The organism is Streptococcus sp. E24BD (assembly GCF_041807825.1).
Classification (GTDB): Bacteria; Bacillota; Bacilli; order Lactobacillales; family Streptococcaceae; genus Streptococcus; species Streptococcus entericus.
Map to the genome: position 1 here is coordinate 21,425 of NZ_JBGTZB010000019.1, position 21,178 is coordinate 42,602.

19 protein-coding genes and 1 pseudogene are annotated in these 21,178 nt (G+C 46.6%); 3 read left to right on the plus strand and 17 right to left on the minus strand.

Features of this window, described 5'->3' with window-relative positions:
• Positions 1-207: 207 nt before the first annotated feature.
• Together ACERC5_RS06050 and ACERC5_RS06055 are read right to left on the minus strand one after the other, a co-directional pair.
• Positions 208-963 carry a TIGR00266 family protein gene (locus tag ACERC5_RS06050; RefSeq protein ID WP_373660412.1) on the minus strand — a complete coding sequence of 252 codons (756 nt, stop codon included), beginning with the start codon at positions 961-963 and terminating at the stop codon, positions 208-210.
• An 86-nt stretch (positions 964-1,049) separates the two neighbouring features.
• Entirely contained in the window at positions 1,050-1,763 is a 714-nt protein-coding gene (locus tag ACERC5_RS06055; RefSeq protein WP_373660413.1) for a MerR family transcriptional regulator, read from the minus strand.
• Positions 1,764-1,900: 137 nt separating this feature from the next.
• On the opposite strand from ACERC5_RS06055, the gene ACERC5_RS06060 reads away from it, so the two are divergent.
• Positions 1,901-2,863: a S66 peptidase family protein gene (locus ACERC5_RS06060; RefSeq protein ID WP_373660414.1), complete on the plus strand. Its 963-nt coding sequence runs from the start codon at positions 1,901-1,903 to the stop codon at positions 2,861-2,863.
• A 190-nt stretch (positions 2,864-3,053) separates the two neighbouring features.
• Here the strand turns inward: ACERC5_RS06060 and ACERC5_RS06065 are convergent.
• Positions 3,054-3,709: pseudogene (locus tag ACERC5_RS06065) on the minus strand (DUF1349 domain-containing protein).
• Between the two features lies 1 nt (position 3,710).
• Positions 3,711-5,339: an alpha,alpha-phosphotrehalase gene (gene treC, locus ACERC5_RS06070; protein ID WP_373660415.1), complete on the minus strand. Its 1,629-nt coding sequence runs from the start codon at positions 5,337-5,339 to the stop codon at positions 3,711-3,713.
• A 568-nt stretch (positions 5,340-5,907) separates the two neighbouring features.
• Between treC and ACERC5_RS06075 the strand changes: the two genes are divergently transcribed.
• A complete protein-coding gene (locus ACERC5_RS06075) occupies positions 5,908-6,204 on the plus strand; it encodes a hypothetical protein (RefSeq protein ID WP_373660416.1) in 297 nt (98 codons plus the stop codon).
• A 242-nt stretch (positions 6,205-6,446) separates the two neighbouring features.
• Here ACERC5_RS06075 and treP read toward each other — a convergent pair whose 3' ends face one another.
• Positions 6,447-8,453 carry a PTS system trehalose-specific EIIBC component gene (gene treP / locus ACERC5_RS06080; protein ID WP_373660417.1) on the minus strand — a complete coding sequence of 669 codons (2,007 nt, stop codon included), beginning with the start codon at positions 8,451-8,453 and terminating at the stop codon, positions 6,447-6,449.
• A 187-nt stretch (positions 8,454-8,640) separates the two neighbouring features.
• On the opposite strand from treP, the gene treR reads away from it, so the two are divergent.
• Positions 8,641-9,354 carry a trehalose operon repressor gene (treR, locus tag ACERC5_RS06085; RefSeq protein ID WP_373660418.1) on the plus strand — a complete coding sequence of 238 codons (714 nt, stop codon included), beginning with the start codon at positions 8,641-8,643 and terminating at the stop codon, positions 9,352-9,354.
• Between the two features lie 257 nt (positions 9,355-9,611).
• Here treR and ACERC5_RS06090 read toward each other — a convergent pair whose 3' ends face one another.
• The 12 genes from ACERC5_RS06090 to ACERC5_RS06145 form a co-directional block, all read right to left on the minus strand.
• Positions 9,612-10,514, minus strand: coding sequence for a ribonuclease D (locus ACERC5_RS06090; RefSeq protein ID WP_373660419.1), 903 nt, complete (start codon positions 10,512-10,514; stop codon positions 9,612-9,614).
• 247 nt (positions 10,515-10,761) lie between these two features.
• Positions 10,762-11,397, minus strand: a complete 636-nt coding sequence (locus ACERC5_RS06095; RefSeq protein WP_373660420.1) for a PolC-type DNA polymerase III — start codon at positions 11,395-11,397, stop codon at positions 10,762-10,764.
• Between the two features lie 63 nt (positions 11,398-11,460).
• Entirely contained in the window at positions 11,461-12,417 is a 957-nt protein-coding gene (locus ACERC5_RS06100) for a helix-turn-helix transcriptional regulator (protein ID WP_373660421.1), read from the minus strand.
• A 199-nt stretch (positions 12,418-12,616) separates the two neighbouring features.
• A complete protein-coding gene (locus ACERC5_RS06105; RefSeq protein WP_373660422.1) occupies positions 12,617-13,018 on the minus strand; it encodes a Mini-ribonuclease 3 in 402 nt (133 codons plus the stop codon).
• Positions 13,011-14,354, minus strand: a complete 1,344-nt coding sequence (gene cysS, locus ACERC5_RS06110; protein ID WP_373660423.1) for a cysteine--tRNA ligase — start codon at positions 14,352-14,354, stop codon at positions 13,011-13,013. Before cysS ends, ACERC5_RS06105 begins: the two co-directional genes overlap by 8 nt.
• Positions 14,355-14,576: 222 nt before the next feature.
• Complete coding sequence (locus ACERC5_RS06115) at positions 14,577-15,344, minus strand: nucleoside phosphorylase (protein WP_373660424.1); 768 nt, start codon at positions 15,342-15,344, stop codon at positions 14,577-14,579.
• Between the two features lie 29 nt (positions 15,345-15,373).
• Positions 15,374-15,997 (minus strand): serine O-acetyltransferase, encoded by a 624-nt coding sequence (gene cysE, locus ACERC5_RS06120; RefSeq protein ID WP_373659133.1) that lies wholly within the window; start codon positions 15,995-15,997, stop codon positions 15,374-15,376.
• Between the two features lie 130 nt (positions 15,998-16,127).
• On the minus strand, positions 16,128-16,889 hold the full coding sequence (locus ACERC5_RS06125; RefSeq protein ID WP_373660425.1) for an SseB family protein: 762 nt from the start codon (positions 16,887-16,889) through the stop codon (positions 16,128-16,130).
• A 161-nt stretch (positions 16,890-17,050) separates the two neighbouring features.
• The gene (pnp, locus tag ACERC5_RS06130; protein ID WP_373660426.1) at positions 17,051-19,231 is read right to left on the minus strand and encodes a polyribonucleotide nucleotidyltransferase; all 2,181 of its coding nucleotides are present in this window, start codon (positions 19,229-19,231) and stop codon (positions 17,051-17,053) included.
• A 267-nt stretch (positions 19,232-19,498) separates the two neighbouring features.
• Positions 19,499-19,687: a 50S ribosomal protein L28 gene (gene rpmB, locus ACERC5_RS06135; RefSeq protein WP_018369200.1), complete on the minus strand. Its 189-nt coding sequence runs from the start codon at positions 19,685-19,687 to the stop codon at positions 19,499-19,501.
• Between the two features lie 315 nt (positions 19,688-20,002).
• The gene (locus ACERC5_RS06140) at positions 20,003-20,929 is read right to left on the minus strand and encodes an alpha/beta hydrolase (RefSeq protein WP_373660427.1); all 927 of its coding nucleotides are present in this window, start codon (positions 20,927-20,929) and stop codon (positions 20,003-20,005) included.
• Positions 20,930-21,087: 158 nt separating this feature from the next.
• Positions 21,088-21,178, minus strand: a 91-nt coding sequence (locus tag ACERC5_RS06145) for an IS3 family transposase (RefSeq protein ID WP_373660429.1), incomplete at its 5' end; no start/stop codon positions are given.

The window sequence follows — 21,178 nt, forward strand, 5'->3', positions numbered from 1 at the left end:
CTTTTGTAAACGCATTACCGCCAACAAATGTTTTCCTTAGAAAGACACAAAGAACGCTACTGCTGATAAGGAAAGTAGCAACTCCTGACACCAGACAAAACTAGATAACTAAAAAAACAGATACAGCAATCAAATAATGTTCGTTTTTAGGTGTCGCAACTAAAAACACAGAAACAATTGTTTATTGCTTCTGTGCTTGAGTATTTATCAGAGAAATTCGTTAATCAAGCCACCGATACCTGATGTGTTGTTGGATTCGGTCGTGCCGACAAAAGTACCTAGATGACTAGCAAAGGTGCCTAAATTAAGACTTTGCACGTAGATGTCTCCTGTCCCACGGAAAGTGTTAACTACCCCTTCGCCTGTACCGACTGACTGCAGCCAGCCGTTTTCTAGGTGAATATGGTAATCAAGACTAGTGCTCCAAGCAACCACATGGGCGTTATCGATGGTCATTTCTTGATTGGTTAGGCTGATTTTTTTGATAGAACCGAACGCATTCGCTAGTAAAATCCCTTGCCCCTGTGTGGTCATGACAAAGAAACCGCCTTGCCCACCAAAGAGGGCACGACCAACACTCTGGCGCTCAAGGGTATAGTGCGCTGAGCCATCCATGGCTAGAAAGGCACCGTCATTGAGACGGTACTGCTCTGCTCCCAATTCTAATGCAATCACCTGACCAGGCATCGACGGAGCAATAGCTAACTTGCCATCATCCGCCGACGAAATTGCCTGCGTGATAAAGGCGGACTCACCTGACACCATAGAACGCCCCACTGCCTTAATCAACTTCCCAAGACCACTGCCTTGGGCATTGATCTTGGTGTTGAGACTGATGCTTGGAGTGTGATAAACCATGCTGCCACGTTGAATATAGGCAGACTCACCGCGTTCTAGAGCGATTTCGACCAGCGGAAAATTTTCGTTGCTAGAAATGGTGTAATTCATGCGATTGTCTGACATGATAAATCTCCTTTGTTTGATGTTGTTGATACAGAAATTATACCGCTTTCTTTTTTTGTTGTCAAACAGTAATCACGACCCTTTTATTAACTTAGACTTTCCTCAATCGCTTCATGGACAAACTGGGCAGTCCCTTTACCAGCTGCTTGGTCAATGGTCTGGGTGAAGCGGTTGTCCTGGGCATACATCGTGCCAAGTCCTCGTAAAATTTCTGATGTGCAAGGGTAATAATGTTCAGAAATCGTATCTTGCAGTCGTTTAACCTGCTCTTGCACCGCAGGGGCTGTAACAGCCAAGTCTCTCAGCTTCCCAAACTCTACAAAAACCGTCATCAGCTCATGATGACTGGTCTGCCAATCGTCAGCGGCTGTTTTGGCAACAAAGTCTTGGTAGGCTTGAGTATTGCCCCAACGGTTTTGAGCTTCTTCTTGAAGCTGTTTGAGTTCTTCCTGGTTAAAAATGTCTAGTGTCATGGTACCTTCTCCTTTGATTAAGTCCTTGGTGAGCGATAGGAGCTTGTCCAAGCGCTCACGTTTGAGTTCCAATAGACGGACATGCCCCCTTAGCATCGTCTGCTTCACCGCTGGTGGGCCATCTAGTAGCTCCGCTATGGTTTTCAGAGGAAGCTCTAACTCACGAAAGAGCAAGATGTCTTGCAAGCGCATCAAGGCCTTATCGTCATAAAGCCGATAGAGACTTGCAGTCACTTGACTTGGACGCAAAAGCCCAATCTCATCATAATAGTGCAGGGTGCGTACGCTCACCCCTGTCAGTCGACTGACCTCTTTGACTGTTTTCATGACAGATGTCCTCCTTGATACCCATTCTACACCCTGACGTGACGTGAGTGTCAAGCTTTTTTGAAAATAAATAAACAAAGTCTAGTTTTTTCCTCCTCAATCTGCTATACTGGTCAAAACAAAAAGGAGGCTCTGCTATGTTCCCTAAAAAACCATTGACAAAAGGTTCCCACATCCGCGTGCTTAGCCCATCTAGCTCCATCCATCGTCTAGGGGGCTTCGAAGCGAACCTAGCTGCTAAAGAGCGCTTGGAAGCCTTGGGCTTTCATCTGTCCTTTTCGTCCCATTATCTGGTACCTGCTGATGCGCTGGACTCAGCCCCGATTGCCGATCGGGTAGCGGACTTACACGAGGCCTTTGCGGACGAGTCGGTGGATGCGATTTTGGCGACGATCGGCGGCAGCAATGCCAATGAGCTCTTACCTTATCTGGACTATGCGTTGATTGCCCAGAACCCAAAAATCCTCTGTGGCTACTCGGATACAACAGCCCTCCTCAATGCCATCTACGCCAAGACAGGGCTTGTGACCATCATGGGCCCCAGCTACTCGAGCTTCAAGATGGTGGAGGGACAGCCCTACCAAACGGCGTCTTGGCTAGCAGCGACCAGCCTTGCCCCTTACGACCTAACGCCTAGTCCTGAGTGGTCCAGTGATGCCTGGTATGACCCTAGCCTACCACGCCAGTTTTTCCCAACAGCTTGGAAGGTTTATGCCCATGGCAGAGCTGCTGGCACAGCCATCGGTGGCAACCTGTCGACCTTCGGTCTCTTGCGTGGCACCCCTTATGCCCCACAGCCAGACCGCTATGTGCTGTTCTTAGAAGAGGCCGAAAGTGATGATTACATCGAATTTAATCGCCATTTGGCAGCCATTCTCCAAGCCTATCCTAACCCTCAAACCGTCTTGATTGGACGCTTTCCCAAGGAATGTCAGATGACGGAAGAGACCCTTCTCTACATTCTGGACAAGCACCCTGTCCTCAAGACCATCCCAGTGCTTTATGACTTGGACTTTGCCCACACCCAACCGCTCTTTAGCCTGCGGATTGGTGGGCAGGTGACCGTGGACACGTCAAATCTGAGCATCCGATTTGATTAGATTGCAAAAAATCCGCCACAGAGCGGATTTTTAGTTTGTGTATACTCAAAGAAAATCAACATCAGACGAGGTCAAATTCTACAAGTTATCAACTACAGATTGCGCTAACTCAGTCGTTGAGGCAGTGTCATCTTCAACACTTATCCGTCACAGGGGAGTTGACGACGGCTGGCGAGAGAGAAAGAGCGTATCAATCTGGCTGCTGTCCATCGTGGGCTTGCCAGAGGCAGTCGGTCAGCTGGAAATTGCTAAAGCAGGCAGTAAAGCGAGAGTCTTCTGGGCTGCAAGCATAGACGCCGAAGGAGACCTGCTTGCTGGCAGCTGCCATGTGGCAAATCCGCATCTGGTGGAAGCGGATGCCGTCCAGAGAATACTCGATTTTGAAGTCGTCCTGTCGTCTGCTCAGGCGGTAGACGACCTGTTTGGTCGTGGTTGGAAACTCGGCGGTTGCCCAGTCGGAATAACCGCCGTTGGTCACGACACTGCCTAAGTGTTGAAAATCGTCGTTTTCATATTCTACAGACGCTTTTAACCAATTCTGCTCGCTTTTTCATTTCAAGGCTCGCACCTTCCACAGTCTTTCCCTAGACTGTGGAAGCTATCCTGATAGAGGACGATGCCTGCTTGGTCAAAGCGGTGATGGCTGTCCTTAAAGTCGACGGTGACGGTAAAGGAGAAAAAGGGGTCATCCGTTGTCATCTGAAAGAGTGGCGCGTTGTCGTTTTGGAAATGGTAGTAGGTCCGTTGCCAGAGATCGGTGTGGGGCTGGGTGGTCAGGGTCAAGCTGTCCTCCTTGACTGTCCAATTCTCAGGCTCTCGTGTCCATGAAAAAGCGGTTAGAGCCATTTTATTCTCCTGTTAAAATAGCTAGGGTTTGATAGGGTTGCAGGGTAAGGTGTGCACCGAGATCGGTCGACCCATAGTTGCTGATGAGGACACATCCTGCTTGATAAGTAGCAGCTAAGTCCAAGGTCACATTTTCAGCAAAGAAGTTATTGAGCACCAGCAAGCTCTGTCCATCCAGCTGCCGCTCAAAGGCGTAGACCTTGTCGCTGTCGGTGTAGGCAGCTCGGTAATCTCCCTCTGATATGATAGGGTATGCTTTTCGGAGTTGAATGAGTTTTTGGTAGAAAGGGAAAATCTTGCCTGTTTTTTCGGTTTCGACATTGATGGTCTCATAGGACTTGCCGACCTTGAGCCACGGAGTAGCGGTGGAGAAGCCTGCATGTTCACTACTATCCCACTGCATCGGTGTGCGTGAATTATCACGGGACTTGGCCTTGATAATGGCAAAAGCTTCCGAAGGCAGCTTGCCATTTTCCAAGAGCATGGCATAGGCGTTGAGGCTCTCCACATCCACGTAGTCGGACATGGCGTCATAATCAGGATCCAGCATGCCAATCTCCTCGCCCATGTAAATGTAGGGGGTGCCACGAGAGAGGTGAATAGACGCCGCCAGCATGGTCGCTCCCTCTTCACGGAAGTTGTCCACATCCACAAAGCGATTGAGGGCACGGGGCTGGTCGTGGTTGTTGTAGAAGAGGGCATTCCAGCCATTGCCTGCACTCATGCCTTCTCCCCAGTTGTGAAAGAGCTCTTGTAAGGCCTTGAAATCAAAGTCCATAATGGTCCATTTTTGCCCGTCCTTGTAGTCCACCTTAAGGTGGTGGAAGTTAAAGGCCATAGCCAGCTCCTCCCGCTCTGGGGCAGTGTAGAGGATGCAGTTGTCAATGGTGGTCGCAGACATCTCGCCCACCGTCATAAAGCTGGGGTCAGTGCCAAAGCTAGCTTGGTTGAGGGCGTGGAGGTAGTCGTGGGTGATGGGGCGATCGGTGTAAGCAGGTTTGCCGTCGTTTATCGGGCAGTCCTCTAGCACCTCGTCCTTGCCGATGAGGTTGATGACATCAAAGCGGAAGCCTTTGACGCCCTTGTCCTTCCAGAAATTGACCACCTTGAACAGCTCCTTGCGGACATAGGGATTGCGCCAGTTGAGATCAGCCTGCGTCTCGTCAAAGAGGTGGAGGTAGTATTTTCCTGTATCGCCAAAAGGCGCCCAGGCAGAGCCACCAAACTTTGATACCCAGTCGGTCGGCTGGTCTCTCAAGATAAAGAAATCTTGGTAAAAAGCATCGCCAGCCAAGGCTTTCTGAAACCACTCGTGTTCGGTTGAGCAGTGATTGAGCACCATGTCCAGCATAAAGTCGATGCCCAGCTCTTTACCTCTAGCAACCATCTCCTCAAAATCGGCCATGGTTCCAAAAAGCGGATGAACTGCCGTGTAGTCAGCAACATCATAGCCGTTGTCCCGCTGAGGGCTAGGGTAAAAGGGATTGAGCCAGACCATATCAATGCCTAGCTCCGCCAAATAAGGGAGTTTGTCGATGATGCCACGCAGGTCGCCGATACCGTTACCAGTCGTATCTTTGTAGGATTTGGGGTAAATCTGGTAGACCACCTTTGTCTTATCCAGTGTCATGAAGTGTCCTTTCTTTTTTGAAAAATAGCAGAGCAGGTAGTTGACCACATCATGGTCCAAACCACAAAAAACAAAATATTAAACGATAAAAATTGACAAATAAGAGAAAATTCTGTAAACTAGAAATGTAAGCGAATCTGAACTTGTTTTTCGTTAGAAAGGAGAACGATAAAATCGAAAAACAGCCCTATCTGACTAAATACAATCGGAGGAAAACAATGATACCATCAGCAAAAATAGGCAAACTTTTAGCCGCTTGCTTCATCACATCATTAGCTCTCGCACCCTCTATATCAGCAGATAGCATAACAGTGACCGACCGCTATCAACCACGTGCCATGGTTCTTGACGATCCAGGATACAGAAGTGGATGTTGGAAATATTTGTACACCATTGAATCTTATAGCTATTATCAACATACTGGAACAGGTAGACGAACTAGTCTACAGACGACATCGACAGTTAATTACACGGTCAATACCGTAATAAGTGGCTGGGCAACTCATTCAAGTTCTTGGCCTATTCCAACATACAATCCTGCTTTTGCTGGCTTAATGGGAGGGTGTCCATGATATCAACTAATAAACTAAAATCTCACAGCGATTGGCAGTATTGGCTCAACAACCAGCTAAACTTGCCCCTAAACCAAGCAGAGCAAATAGCCCTCACTAGATCCATAGACCAGCTCGAAACAGGAGACTACCTCCCCAAAGTCGTCCAGCAACTCAAAGACAAACTAGCCCCGCTGGCCTGGGACGGCAACCTGTCCCAGCATGGTCTAGCCCTCTACACAGAGGTCTGCCGGCGCATGCCGACAACAGGGGCTTCCAGTTGGTGGAATCGCTTCATCAGACCACGCCGATAAAATAACTTGAAACCTTATGACCTATGTATTCACATCTCAGCACGCCCCTGACTGGCTAATTCGTGTCCACTCTTTGTCATATGCCCTTGCAATACCAACCGTATTACTCTTTCTTGATTGAACTCAAGCTTGCCTAGTCAACCGAACACTTCGATTACGAATACAAGTTCTTAGTTTGAAATAAAGTAGCAGTTTTATCATTTGGCGAAACTGCTACTTTTTTATAATCATCTGATGATCCTTTAACAGTAACCAGCTGTCAGCAAGTGCTCACCATGAGCAATAGCACGCGGCAAATCACCGATAACAGTGATATTAAATTGCTCTGTATTGGTCACGATGATCGGCGTTTCTGTAATCAGACCAGCAGCTGAGATGACCTCTTGGTCAAAGCTGATGAGCTTATCTCCAGCTGCCACTCGGTCGCCTTGCTTGACGTGGGCCTCGAACCCTTTACCCTCTAGGGTAACCGTGTCCATACCGATGTGGATAAGCAACTCAATCCCATCATCGGTTGTTAACCCAATGGCATGTTTGGTCGGAAAGAGCACAGATACCGTACCAGCTACAGGCGCTGTCAACAGACCTTGACTCGGTTCAATCACCACACCTTGTCCCATTAGCCCTTGGGCAAAGACAGGATCAGTTGCCGTGTTAAGAGCCTTGACCTGACCTGCTAAGGGGCTTTGGACAAGGATATCCTTACTTGCAACCTTAGCAGGACTAGGCTTTTTTACAGTCACCTCACGGTCTGCCTTAGCCTCGTCTTCTGACTTGGTCAGGATACCAGCCTTACGGAAGAAGAAGGTCAACACAATTGGGACAGCGATGGCAACAGCCATTGCTACGAGGAAAGCTCCCCAGTATTGCGCTTTAATCGCTAAGATACCTGGCAAACCACCGACACCGATGGAATTAGACTGAATGCCTAAGGTTGTTGACAAGAGACCTGCAAGACCAGAACCTGCAAGACCTGCAACAAATGGGTAAACGTACTTGACGTTAACACCAAAGAGGGCTGGTTCAGTCACGCCAAGGTAGGCTGAGATAGCTGCTGGAAGCGAAATTTGAGCTTCTTTTTCATTGTTGCGGTTCATGAAGTAGTAACCAAGCACTGCTGAACCTTGCGCAATGTTTGACAAAGCAATCATCGGCCAGAGACCTGTACCACCAGCATCTGCAATCAACTGCGTGTCAATGGCATTGGTCATGTGGTGAAGACCAGTGATGACAAACGGTGCATAAAGCGAACCAAAGATAAGACCGAACAAGGCTTTCAAGGGACCAGTCAAACCAGCTAAAACAATGGTTGACAAGCCTTGACCTAACCACCAGCCAAATGGTCCCAATACGGTGTGTGCCAAGATAAGCGCTGGAAGCAAGGACAAGAATGGCACGAAAATCATAGAAATCACTTCTGGGATACGTTTACGCCAGAAAATTTCAAGGTAAGATAGGGACAAACCAGCCAAGAGAGCTGGGATAACCTGAGCTTGGTAACCAATACGGTTAATTGTAAAGCTACCAAAGTTCCATACCCACTCCTCAGCAATGACAGAAGCATCTGTGCCAGGCACTGCGTAGGCATTGAGCAATTGCGGTGACACCAAGCAGATACCAAGGACGATGCCAAGGATTTGAGAGGTTCCCATCTTACGCGTAACAGACCAAGTAATCCCTACAGGCAAGAAGTGGAAGATCGCTTCACCTGGTAACCAAAGGAAATGGTTAACCCCATTCCAGAATGGAGAAACTTGTGTGATGGTGTTCCAGACAGGATTACCATCTGCGTCAAATACAGGCTTGCCGTCTGCCATGGCTTGACCTAGCCATTCCATGCCGACACCTTCAAGCAGGTTACGGAAACCTAAAATCAAACCGCCGACGATGATGGCTGGTAAGATTGGGGTGAAAATCTCTGCCAACATGGTCATGACACGCTGGATAGCGTTTTGGTTGCTTTTAGCTGCTGATTTAGCAGCTTCTTTTGAAACGCCTTCGATACCAGATACGGCAGTGAAGTCGTTGTAGAAAATCGGCACATCATTACCGATAATCACTTGGAACTGACCAGCGTTGGTAAAGGTTCCTTTGACCGCTGGGATAGCTTCGATAGTCTTGATGTCTGCTGCTTTATCATCTTTTAAAACAAAGCGCATACGGGTGGCACAGTGGGTAACCGCTGTGATGTTCTCTTTACCGCCAACAGCTGCTAACAGCTGTTTCGCGTCTTCTTGGAATTTTCCCATTATCTTTGTGCGCTAGATAACTAGCTCCTCCTATTTTTTTGAAAAAGGTCGTACAACTTTTTACACCCTCATTGTAACCGACAACAAAATTGTCTGCAAGTTGTTTGGTGCTATTTTTTGACTTTTTTGTTAAAATAAGATAACTTGTCTGGAAAAACAACAACATTTGAAAGAGAATGCTACGTTTATGAAAAAATATGAGATTATTTTCAAAAAGTTGGAACAAGACATTCTAACAGGCCATCTAGCGCCAGGAGATTATCTACCAACAGAAATCGAACTCAGCCAGCACCATCAGGCCAGCCGAGACACTGTCCGGAAAGCTCTGCAATTGCTCACCGATACTGGTCTCATCCAAAAAATGCAGGGTCGCGGGACCCAAGTCAGCAAGCGAGAGCGGTTCAACTTTCCGGTATCTGATCTCATCAGTTACCAAGAATTGGTCACAAACTTTGGCATCAATTCAACGACACGGCTGGTTAGTATCGACAAGGTCATCATTGACGACAAACTCCACACACTGACAGGCTTTCCAAAACACACCATCATCTGGCGGGTCACTCGCCAGCGCATCGTTGATGGTGTTGCCGCAGTGGTCGACATCGATTACCTCCTCAAGCGTCTAGTCCCTGAGATGACACGAGAAATAGCCGAGCGGTCAATTTATGCCTATCTGGAAAATCAATTAAACCTTGACATTGCCTCTGCCCAAAAAGAGATTACCATCGACCATGTCACCGAAAGTGATAAACGGTTGCTTGACTTAGGCAAGGATGCCCACGTCGTTTCTGTCAAGTCACAGGTCTTTTTGGCAGATGGACAACAGTTCCAATTCACCGAGAGCCGCCATAAACTGGAAAAGTTCAGATTTGTTGATTTAGCCAAGCGAAAGCGATTATAGCTTAAGACGAAACAGGAGGCATTTCTGCCTCCTGTTTCGTCTTATTTTTCGGTCAATAGCTGCGCTTCTAACATGGCTTGGTGCCTAGGAGAGTATTTTTATTAATCTTTTTTAACTTAAAATAGTGCTAACTATCAAGTATATTTCCCATATTGGCACGAAAGCTCTCCGTAACGGTATAACTACCATAAACTATATCTTGATGTTAGATGCTATTATACTATAAGAAAAAGTGGCGAATGCCACTTTTTATAAAACTAATATAGATTTTCCCATTGCGTAATAGAGTTCGGAAGAACAGCCTTATACTGTGTATAAAACTCCATTAATTCATCATTAGAAATACAAATAATATTATTCAACTTTTCAGCATTTGAAATACCAGGAGCAAATAAGTAAACTACATATCCACTATTGATATATTCTGCATAATCCATAGCATTTAATGTCGGAGCTTTTCTTCCCTTTACTTGTACAACTGCCTTTCCCTGCTTCTCAGGATTTCTAGACATCAATTCACACTCAATCTTAATGGTTGTTGATTTATTGGCTATAGAATTGGACAAGACGTAATAATCTTTAGTAATCTGTAAGTAAGAAATAACTAGCTCTTCCAAATCAAAATCTGGCAGATTATCTAAAATATTTCCTTTTAACTTATCAACTGTGTAATGTGTCCTACCCGAAGCAGTATTAAAAACGGATTTCGAGTACTCGATTATCAATTTATCCCAAATCCTTTGACTAGTACCTCCTCTAGCTCGGTTAAAAGCAGCTTTAATTTGTCCTGGAACTTGTGTCCCAACAAGATAAGCCTCAACCGGAACAACTGCTCCAATATCTAAATCAGTATCATGGTAAGCTTCTGCTACTCCTTTTGCTCGACAAATCCAATAAACACCATCTAAGTCTCTTGTCCAAAATAAATCATCAATACTAGCTTCTTTAAAAATATTTAATACGGGCGGTGTACGTTTAACATATTCTCTAACAGTATGATAATAATCTTGATAGGTTAAAATCTCATTCTCAACTTTTTGATAGACATAACTCCAACCAATCGCTAAATACTGACGTTCTCCTTTCAAACAAAAATCAATCATCTTCGCTCGATAACGGTCATCTGTCTTCAAATGAATGCGTGTAATATAGTTCATCATCTCTATTCCTCCCTTTGTATTTAAATACCTAGAATTCGCTTGATAGTTTGGATCGCATCATCCAAGCTGTGACAATAGCTAACACTTTGCCTGATGTGATCAATCTGAAAATCAGATACAAACATCGAGGTTGTCAGAGTTTGCTTATCTCAAGAATTAGAAACGGTAAAAGTATAATCACCATTCCATTCTTTTTTAACCACTAATGAAATCATTCCTATTCTCCTTCCTAGATTATAACAGCGATTTACGCTATTGCCGATCTGCTAAAAAATGCTTGAAGATCTTTTGCTGTTGAAATTTTTTGAGTGCTCTGTAATTCCTGACAGATAGCCTTAAAAATAACCTGAATACGGTACGGATAATCGAGGTGTTCTAGGTCTAGTTGATACTGTTTCGCAATACCTTTAGAACTTGTTTTTCTCTTCCATTCAGGATGTAGTTGTGTGACCATTTGCCCAGTGTCCAACCTTGGCACTTCCAGTTCTGGCAAGCTGCACTCTTGCATCTTTTCAGCCAACATCCCAAATACATAGACAGCATTATGACAAACGAGAACTGTATCTTGGCAAAAGTGTACTAGACCTTGTAGGGCTTCTGTCAAGCTAACTGCGTCCTTGAAATCCGCCTCTGTTATCCCTGTAAGTTCCCGAGTGAAGTCGGATAGGGGCTGGCTGGGCTTGATAAAAACTTGATAATGTGCCAAGTTCTCAGACAAGGTAAAAGTCACAGCAGAAATTTTTATCAGGTCACATTCCCAGGATAGTTTAGCAAACTGCTTACTATTTTCCCTGTTCTTCTCTAAGCATCCCACAGGACTAAGCAACTGATCTTCTATGGTTACAACTGTAAAGACAGTCTCTGACAACAGTGTTTTCGGCATAAGGTACCTCTTTTCTTCTTGATGATACTAGAATATCAAATTAGATGGACAAAAATCGTCCATCTATTTATTTTTATATAACTGCTGCATCTCATCAATCAATTGTCGCAGCTCATCTACCAAAGGTTGAGGGGACAAAACTTTGAGGGACGCTCCTTGGCTGAGCAACCAGCGTTTGAGACCTGGAGTATCCTGGGTATGTACTTCTAGCATTGCGCTGCCATTTCCCAAAGAAAGAAGCCTCGCATCAGGAAACTGATCAAGGACAATGGTAGGATCGGCACCAAATAGTAACTTGACCCTAATATCTTTTCCAAGAAAGGCGTCAACGTGGCGATTGCGGACGTCACCATCACGGAATTTCCGACCATAGGACAGGGAAGGTTTTCCCTCATCAGAAGGGAACCATGAGAGGATTCGATCTAGCTTAAAGGTCGTATAGGTCTGATGAAACAGATGATAAGCCACCAAATAAAAATAGTGGTTGTCATAGTAGAGCGAAACAGGAAAAATCGTGTGCGACTTGGCTTGATCGCGATAAGGCGACTTGTAGACAATCGTCATAACCTGTTCTTTGTAAATCGCTTGCGACCATTCCCAAATCTTCTCAATCCTATCCTGCTCGTCACTCAAGGGAGTGTAATTCAAAAGCTCACTAGCAATCGTAGCCTGAATCTCTTGACGCTCTTCTTTGCTTACCAGACCAAGCAAGCTATCAAGCAAAGCTTTGTTTTCTGCCTTGTTCAGGGCTCGATTTTCCAGTAAAATCTTGGTAACGATTAGAATATCCTTCTTGTTAAACAGAGATTTTCCCTTGAGGTAGCGGGTGTGATGCTTGGCATCATAGACCAATTCTCCCGCTATCATGGGCTGGGTATCTATAAAGTCACTCAAACGAGAAAAGTCTCTCTGAATCGTTTTCGGATCCACTTCAAACTCATCCGCTAACTGAGCTTTCGTTAGGTGAGCTCCAGCCTGTAAACGGATAAAAATGCTCAATAGCCGCTCTTGGTCGTTCATAATCTGCTCCTCTTGAGGCTATTATATCATATTTCATCGTTCTCAAAGACCTTCTAAATAAAGAATCTCAACAATAACATACAAACTTAGGTTGCAGAATTGAAAGATAAAAACAAATCATTCCTATACACATTCAAAAAACTTTAAGTAAACAACTCCTTAAAATATTATCCAACAAAAAAGTAGCTCTTCAAAGCTACTATTTTTGGTCTTCCACCTTTTCAATACACCACGCCACCAACTCCTCCAAGCGCTCGATTTGATCGGTCATGTGAAGGTAGCCGATCACCGCTTCAAAGCCCGTCGAGACCTTGTAGGTGACAATGTCTGTGTTCTTGGCCTTGGTTTGGCTGTTGGCGTTGCGCCCACGCTTATAAATCTCGATTTCTTTTTCGGTCAATAGCTGCGCTTCTAACATGGCTTGAACCAGCATGGCCTGTGCCTTGGCGGACACATAGTGGGTTGCTAGGCGGTGCAGCTGGTTAGGCTTGGTCTGCCCAGTCATGATGAGGTGGCGGCGAATGTACATGGCGTACACAGCATCTCCCTCAAAAGCCAAGGCAATCCCGTTGATCAGATTGACGTCTACTGGTCTAGTCACGCGTCCACCTCACCCCATCCTTGGTATCCAAAAGCTTAATGCCTCTGCGAGCCAATTCGTCCCGAATGCGGTCTGCGGTAGCAAAGTCACGGTTGGCACGTGCTTCCTGCCGCTCGGCAATTAGCGCTTCGATAGCACTGTCGAGGACTTCCTCTTCAAAGACGATGCCAAAGACCTCCAGCATGGCCGCAAAGGCTGTCTTGACAGCTGGTGTGTAGTTGCCTGAGTTGATCCACTTAGCCAGCTCGAAAACAACCGTAATGCCGTTGGCGGCATTGATGTCATCATCCATGCTGTCTGTGAAGCGAGCGACAAAGTCCGCCAACACTGCCTCGTCAGCTGTCGCTGTCAGAGGCTGGGTATAGGCATTTTTCAGGTACTTAAGGTTAACTTCAGCATCATAGATGGCTTTTTCCGAAAAGTTAATCGGCTTTCTATAATGCTGGGTCGCTAGGAAGAAGCGCAAGACCTGACCATCAATCTTATCCAACAAGTCACGGGCAAAGACAAAGTTACCTAGCGACTTGGACATCTTTTCATTGTCCACATTGACAAAGCCATTGTGGAGCCAGTAGTTGGCAAAGGTGTGTCCTGTCTTGCACTCACTTTGGGCGATTTCGTTGGTATGGTGCGGAAACTCAAGATCAGCTCCTCCACCGTGGATATCAATCGTATCCCCCAGTAGCTCTGTCGCCATGACCGAGCACTCGATGTGCCAGCCTGGTCGACCTGCTCCCCAAGGACTATCCCATGAAATCTCACCTGACTTGGCAGACTTCCAGAGGGCAAAATCCAGCGGATTTTCCTTGCGGGCTGTTTCCTCGTCAGTCCGACCACTAGCACCGATTTCGAGGTCAGCGAGGGTTTTATTGGCTAGTTTGGCGTAGTTAGTGGCCTTCTCGACACGGAAGTAAACATCCCCATCTGCCTCATAAGCGCAGCCATTTCCCAAAAGCACCTCGATAAAGGCAATAATCTCGGCCATATAGTCCATGACGCGAGGGTTCTTGGTCGCAGGCTTGACAAAGAGCTGGGCAGTATCTTCCTTAAAAGCGGCGATGAACTGGTCAGCCAACTCCTTTGGCGTCATTTGGCTTTCCGCAGCCGCCCTTATAATCTTGTCGTCCACGTCGGTGAAGTTGCTGATGTAGGTGACGTCGTAGCCACGGTACTCCAAATAGCGGCGAATGGTGTCAAAAGCGACCGTCGATCGGGCGTTGCCGATGTGAATGTAGTTGTAAACCGTCGGTCCGCAAACATACATCTTGACCTTTCCCTCTTCCAAGGGCAAAAAGTCACGCAAGCTGCGGGTCATGGTGTCGTAGAGTTTAATCATATAGTCCTCATTCATTCTTTTGAAAAATAGCAGAGCGAGTTCGTTTTTAGAGTGCTGATAGGCTTGTTACTCCTAGCAAGACCAATAATCACACAATGCTGAAGAGCCCTCAGCAGCAGAAAAGGGAATGTGAACAACATTTAGGCTTCCTGCTTCTCTATAAATGCTTTCTTTTCCCATTATAACACAAAACCCTGCACCATGACAGGTGCAGAGGGTTCTTTACATCGCTAAATATCTCGCTATCACCAACGCCACGTCAAAGAAGGTCAGGACATCTGCGGTGCGCTCGTCTGCCCGCTTGTCCCACTGGTTGCTGGTATGGTCAACGTAGTCCGCTGTGTAGAAAAACTGGTAGACCTTGGCTTGTCGATACTGCGCCCACGCCATGATAGCTGAGGCCTCCATGTCCACCACCGTCGCTCCAGCCGCCAAGCGCCTCTCCACCTTGTCCGCCGTCTCGCGGTAAAAAGCGTCCGTCGTCCAGCTCTTTGCCCGCACATGTGGGATCCCTGCGGCATCTAAGGCCTTTTCCATGGTCAATAGCAAAGCTGGATCATAGGCAATCTCATCGCTAGCAGGAGCGTAGTGGTAGCTTGTCCCCTCATCCCGTAGGGCAGAGGCTGGCAAGATAATACGGTCAGCCTTGAGCGACTTGTCCAAGACCCCACACGAGCCCAGAACGATAAAGTGTTCAAATCCAAATGCCTTTAACTCCTCCAACTGACCAACTGCCATCGGAGCTCCAACTACCGCCAGCATGACAGCAACCTGAACCCCATCGTGTTCGTAAAGGTAGATGGGATTGTGCCCGTTGATGCTGTTCATATAGCCAATCTGCCTGACACCTGCCATCTGACGCACCCGCTCTACGATTTCCCCATTAAACGAGTAAATCAAGGTCGAGCAGACCTCATCCACACGATGGCTGAGCCCTAGATTATCTGGTTCGATAACCGCAGGAATCGGATTAAATTCCGTTAATAACATACTTCTCACCCCTCCACATTTACTCTATCTTACAACTCCGATGACTGGTGACTGCTTTCTTTCAGCTGTTCCAGTTTAGACGTGTAATAGAGCGACTCACGTTCCTCCTCAATTTGATGAATGACCAGATCATCTTTTTTACCGTGCACCCGAACGACACGTGCTGGAACACCGACAACCGTCACATCAGCAGGAACATCGGCAAGCACCACAGAAGCCGCTCCCACTTTAGCATTTTCCCCAATCTCTATCGGACCAATCAGTTGCGAATGAGCCGAAATCAAGGCCCCTCGCCGTATGGTCGGGTGACGCTTACCCGTATCTTTCCCCGTGCCACCAAGTGTCACCCCGTGGTAGAGCATGACACCTTCCTCGATGACAGCAGTCTCACCGATTACCAGACCAGACCCATGGTCAATGAAGACCCCAGCCGCAATCTCAGCTCCTGGGTGAATCTCTATCTGGGTCCAAAACCGCCAGAACTGACTGTGCATACGTGCTAAGAGCTTGAAGTCACGTTGCCAAAGCCAGTGGGACAGGCGATGGGCAGCTAAAGCTTTGACTCCAGGATAGGTCAAAAGAACCTCCGCCGTTGTCCGCGCCGCAGGATCTAGCTGTTTGATGATCGCAATCGTTTTTGCCCACCAGCCCATATCTTCCTCTCCTTTATATCATATCAGTAATCAGTTTAAACCGTGTATCAAAAATGAACAACGTCCACCAGAGAGCTTCAGGATGTTGGCTATTCACTCTGACATCGAGCTAGCTGAACTTACATCCAGACTAAGCTTTCGGCTCTAGCTGTTCCCATAGCAAAAGTTCCATCCCCTCGTCGAAAGGGTTAATGGCAATCCCTGTCGTCTCATCTAGGATATTTTTCCCGGCTGGCGGGGTCTTAAACCGACTCAATTCCCAGACCATAATGACACCTTCTTGTTGACGGAAAAAGCCACCAAAATTCTCATCGTTGTACCATCTCGCAAAGCTGACGAGGTTAGAAAAGACAGGGACGTAGTGCTGCCCTTCTGGATTGGTCATCATGGCAAAAATCCGCACCAGATTACCATCCTCGTCCTTGCGATGATAGGCAGGGATCAGGTAGGTCTTATCCAGTTTATCAGCAGCCTGATTGTCCTCTCCTAACACCCGATTCAGAACCTGCGTGTGGTGATTGACAAAAGTGATCATATCACTGGTCTTAATCAATGTGGAGTTGCCTCCGTCGCCTGACTTCTTCAAGTTGAAGACCAGTCCTGCCAGCTGTTTTTCAATCGCTTCACGCAAGACATCCAGCGCCGAACGATCGACCCAGTTCTGTTGGTTCGCACTGGCTTGCAGTGCTTTAAATTGATTCAAGTCAGCGACATCTGTAAAAACCGGAACAACCTTTTGACCTTCAACCTCGATAGCATAGGGTTTATCACTGGCAAGTACAGTTTCACCATGAAAAGCATTGACCAAACCCAAGGCATCCAAAAAATTAGTCGGGTCAGCGATAAAGGCACGCAGGCGCTTATCTAGTTCCTTGGTTAGTTTTATTTTCATCATATTCTCCTTAAAAAGCGGGAAATGGGCAGAGTTCAGTCATCAGAAACTGGCTCAACACGATTAAGCCTATCTGTTCACTGATGATGACGCTAGAGCTAGCTAAACAGAAACAATGAACAGAACAATCACGCCCAACTTCCCTTATCTTGGTAATGAGTTTAGTTTTCAGCAGAGCCAGTTGCAGGACGGTCAGCTTTTTCACGGCGTGGTTTACGTTCGCCATCCTTGCCTTCTGGTTTTGGCGGACGTGGCAATAAGGCTTTCATAGAGGCATCCACACGACCACGGTCGTCAATCTTGATAATCTTGACATCCACTTCGTCACCGATTTCCACCAAGTCCTCAACACGGTTCACTCGGTTCCATGCCATCTCAGAGATATGCACCATAGCATCTGTTTTATCAAAGAGGTTGACAAAAGCACCAAATTTTTCAATGCGGACAACCTTGGCCTTGTAGACCTCACCGACCTTGGCTTCACGCACCAGACTTGCAATAATCTCCTTGGCACGGTTCATGGCAGCTTGGTCGCTAGAGAAGATGGACACCAAACCGTCTTCTTCGATGTCAATTTTGACACCTGTCTCAGCGATAATCTTGTCGATGGTCTCACCACCCTTACCGATGACCACTTTAATCTTGTCTACATCAATCATGATGGTGTCAATCTTCGGTGCAGTCGGTGCCAATTCTGGACGAACAGCTGGGATAGCCTCGTGCAGCACATCCAGGATTTCAAAGCGAGCTTTCTTGGCTTGTGCCAGAGCTTCTTCCAAAATTTGCGGCGTAATACCCTCAATCTTGATGTCCATTTGCAGGGCTGTAATCCCTTCACGCGTCCCCGCTACCTTGAAGTCCATATCACCAAAGTGGTCTTCCAGACCTTGAATGTCGGTCAAGATGGTGTAGTTGTTCCCATCTGAAATCAGCCCCATGGCAATCCCTGCGACAGGTGCCTTAATCGGCACCCCACCAGCCATGAGCGCCAGCGTGCCTGCACAGATAGAGGCCTGTGAGGAGGAACCGTTGGATTCCAAGACCTCTGCGACCAAACGAATGGCATAAGGGAACTCCTCAAGGCTCGGCAAGACTTGCTCCAGAGCCCGTTCACCAAGTGCCCCGTGACCAATCTCACGGCGACCAGGTGCACCGTAACGTCCAGTTGAACCGACAGAGTACTGCGGGAAATTGTAATGATGCAAGAATCGTTTCTTGTATTCCGGCTCTAAACCGTCAACGATTTGGGTCTCTCCCATCGGAGCAAGGGTCAAGACGGACAGGGCTTGGGTCTGCCCACGCGTAAAGAGACCAGAACCGTGTACCTGTGGTAAAAAGTCCACTTCCGCATCCAGCGGACGGATTTCATCGACACGACGACCATCTGGACGAATTTTGTCCTCGGTGATGAGACGACGCACTTCGGCATGTTCCATGAGCTCCAAGATTTCCGCCACGTCACGCATGATGCGGTCATAGTCCTCATGATCAGCGTAGCGTTCCGCATAGACAGCTGTCACACGCTCACGGACGGCGTTGGTCGCATCTTCACGCGCCAGCTTTTCCTCAACTTGAACAGCAGCTTGGAGATCGGCGTTGTAGGCAGCGATAATCTCTGCCTGAAGTTCAGGATCGACCTGCAAGAGCTCCACATCTGCCTTTTCCTTGCCGACAACGGCCACGATTTGCTCTTGGAAAGCGATTAGTTCTTGGATGGCTTGGTGGCCCAATAGCAGAGCTTCCAGCATGATGTCTTCTGACAACTCTTTAGCCCCAGACTCCACCATGTTGATGGCTTCTTTGGTGCCAGCAACGGTCAGGTCAAGAAGCGATTTTTCCTGCTCTTCCTTGGTCGGGTTGATAATAAAGCGACCATCGACATAGCCCACCTGTACCCCAGCAATCGGTCCATTGAAAGGAATATCTGAAATAGACAGAGCTAGCGAGCTACCAAACATGGCTGCCATTGGAGCGCTAGCATTTTCATCATGGGAAAGAACCGTGTTGATGACCTGCACCTCGTTACGAAATCCTTCGGCAAACATCGGGCGAATCGGACGATCAATCAAGCGAGCGGTCAGGGTTGCATCCGTTGACGGACGACCTTCCCGCTTGTGGAAGCCGCCTGGAAACTTACCAGCCGCATACATTTTTTCCTCGTAGTTGACTTGGAGAGGGAAAAAATCTCCTGTGGACATTTTCTTAGACATAACCGCAGCGGTCAGGACAGTTGAGTTACCGTAGCGGGTCACCACGCTACCATTGGCTTGCTTGGCCAGCTGACCAACCTCAATCACGAGTGGCTGACCAGCAAAGGTTGTTTCAAAAACTTGTTTGGACATGAGTGTCTCCTTATAAATGTAGTATTAAGACACGCCCTTCAATAGACCGGTTCCAATACAACGGCTAGCTATAACGTAGCCGCTTAAGAAGTCAATTCCATTGAGGACAAGGTCTGATACTAGGTTTGCTACAAAGGTCAAGGCAGTTGCTCTGCTATTGCCCCAAAACCACCCTCAACTTTGTATCAAGCCACTAGTATCCCTTTTATTTTACCACAAATTCAACCTTATGAGGCAAAAATAAAAAAGCCCTAACGGACTTTTTTATTAAACGCGTTCAACTTTACCAGATTTAAGCGCACGAGCTGAAACCCAAACTTTTTTCTTTTTACCGTCAATCAAGACAGTTACTTTTTGAAGGTTTGGTTTTACAGTGCGTTTGGTTTGGTTCATCGCGTGTGAACGGTTGTTGCCTGATACAGTCTTACGACCTGTAAAGTAACATACTTTAGCCATTTGTGTTTCCTCCTACGTAGAATATATAAGGATGTGCTAGCACCACATACCCAACCATTCTACCAAAAAAGAAGAAACTTGGCAAGGGGTTAAACTGATTTTTTTATGGCTTAACTGTTCCACCAAAACAATCAGTTTTCTTCTTTTACTCTAACTTAGACGAGAATGTTCGTCAAGCCTAACATAATCCCCTGAGAAGCATAGCGCAATCGTTCCCAAAAACTAAAAGAACGAGATTAACTCACTTAGCAAAAACAGTGACAACAGCATGCTTGTGCGGATTTTCAATGTGTCATCACGACTATTCAGCCCGGTTTAATTCACACTTTTCAAAAATGCTTCAATCCTCGCCTCATAAGCTGCGACATCTGTTTGGAAGGTCTCCGAGTGATCTGCCCCCTTCACGATATAGAGTTCTTTATCGCCCGCTGTCGCCTCATAGTTGTCATAAACCATGTAAGTTGGGACAAAGTTATCATTATCACCGTGGATAAAGAGGGTTGGTAAGGTATTTTTCTGAAGTTGCTTGACTGCGCTAGCTTCGCCATAAGTAAAACCTGCCCGTAACTTAGACAAGGCTGAAACTTGGTACAGGAGCGGAAAAGCTGGTAAGTTATACATGTCTTTGGCTTGAAAAACAAGTTCATCCCAAACACTGGTGTAACCCGCATCTTCGATAATTGCTGTCACCTGCTCAGGCAAGTTGCTCTCACCACTTGCCATCATAACAGTTGCACCCCCCATAGACAAACCGTACAGCACCAGTTCACTCATCGGATTTTCTTCAACCAGAAGCTCTGCCCATCGAATCACATTCAACCGATCATTCCAACCATAGCCGATAAGCTGCCCGTCACTCTCACCGTGAGCGATATTATCCGGCATCAGGACATTGTAGCCTAACTTATGAAAAAGGTAGGCATAAGGCCTCATCCGCGCCTTTGTCTGACCAAATCCATGAACAACGATAACGGTCTTATCTGTTTTCTGCGCTGCTGGAACATACCAGGCCACCTGCTTCAAATTTTGATGGGTCATCTGGCGTTCTTCTTTAGGCAGTTTATCAAAAGCCTCTTGGTAGGCATAAAGGCGGCTATCCGCAGGGGTCTCATCACTAGACACAAACGATTTTTCGCCCCTCACCTGTGCGACATCAAAAAAGTAAAAGCTAGCAGCGACTGAGCCCAAAACTGCTACGACACAGAGAGCTTCTAAAATCTTCAAAAATATGCGTTTTTTCATAAGTTTCATTATAACGGATAATACCATTTTTGAAAAGTGTTATCACTTTTTGCTTTGATAGAACAAATAAAATTCAGTGTCAATGCTAATGAGGAATAGCCCTTATTTTTTGGGAGCATGTGGAAATGTACTGACCCCCAAAAGTTGGACAAGAAATATTATTGAAAGGATTTAATTCTGTACTGCACAGGACTAAGTCCTTTTAATTTTGTTTTGATTCGTTTGTTATTGTAGTAAAAAATATAATCG

Bases quoted from the DNA above. Each gene is read 5' to 3' on its own strand.
- ACERC5_RS06050 (WP_373660412.1), bottom strand. From the start codon at position 963: ATGTCAGACAATCGCATGAATTACACCATTTCTAGCAACGAAAATTTT.
- ACERC5_RS06055 (WP_373660413.1), bottom strand. From the start codon at position 1,763: ATGAAAACAGTCAAAGAGGTCAGTCGACTGACAGGGGTGAGCGTACGC.
- ACERC5_RS06060 (WP_373660414.1), top strand. From the start codon at position 1,901: ATGTTCCCTAAAAAACCATTGACAAAAGGTTCCCACATCCGCGTGCTT.
- treC (WP_373660415.1), bottom strand. From the start codon at position 5,339: ATGACACTGGATAAGACAAAGGTGGTCTACCAGATTTACCCCAAATCC.
- ACERC5_RS06075 (WP_373660416.1), top strand. From the start codon at position 5,908: ATGATATCAACTAATAAACTAAAATCTCACAGCGATTGGCAGTATTGG.
- treP (WP_373660417.1), bottom strand. From the start codon at position 8,453: ATGGGAAAATTCCAAGAAGACGCGAAACAGCTGTTAGCAGCTGTTGGC.
- treR (WP_373660418.1), top strand. From the start codon at position 8,641: ATGAAAAAATATGAGATTATTTTCAAAAAGTTGGAACAAGACATTCTA.
- ACERC5_RS06090 (WP_373660419.1), bottom strand. From the start codon at position 10,514: ATGATGAACTATATTACACGCATTCATTTGAAGACAGATGACCGTTAT.
- ACERC5_RS06095 (WP_373660420.1), bottom strand. From the start codon at position 11,397: ATGCCGAAAACACTGTTGTCAGAGACTGTCTTTACAGTTGTAACCATA.
- ACERC5_RS06100 (WP_373660421.1), bottom strand. From the start codon at position 12,417: ATGAACGACCAAGAGCGGCTATTGAGCATTTTTATCCGTTTACAGGCT.
- cysS (WP_373660423.1), bottom strand. From the start codon at position 14,354: ATGATTAAACTCTACGACACCATGACCCGCAGCTTGCGTGACTTTTTG.
- ACERC5_RS06115 (WP_373660424.1), bottom strand. From the start codon at position 15,344: ATGTTATTAACGGAATTTAATCCGATTCCTGCGGTTATCGAACCAGAT.
- cysE (WP_373659133.1), bottom strand. From the start codon at position 15,997: ATGGGCTGGTGGGCAAAAACGATTGCGATCATCAAACAGCTAGATCCT.
- ACERC5_RS06125 (WP_373660425.1), bottom strand. From the start codon at position 16,889: ATGAAAATAAAACTAACCAAGGAACTAGATAAGCGCCTGCGTGCCTTT.
- pnp (WP_373660426.1), bottom strand. From the start codon at position 19,231: ATGTCCAAACAAGTTTTTGAAACAACCTTTGCTGGTCAGCCACTCGTG.
- rpmB (WP_018369200.1), bottom strand. From the start codon at position 19,687: ATGGCTAAAGTATGTTACTTTACAGGTCGTAAGACTGTATCAGGCAAC.
- ACERC5_RS06140 (WP_373660427.1), bottom strand. From the start codon at position 20,929: ATGAAAAAACGCATATTTTTGAAGATTTTAGAAGCTCTCTGTGTCGTA.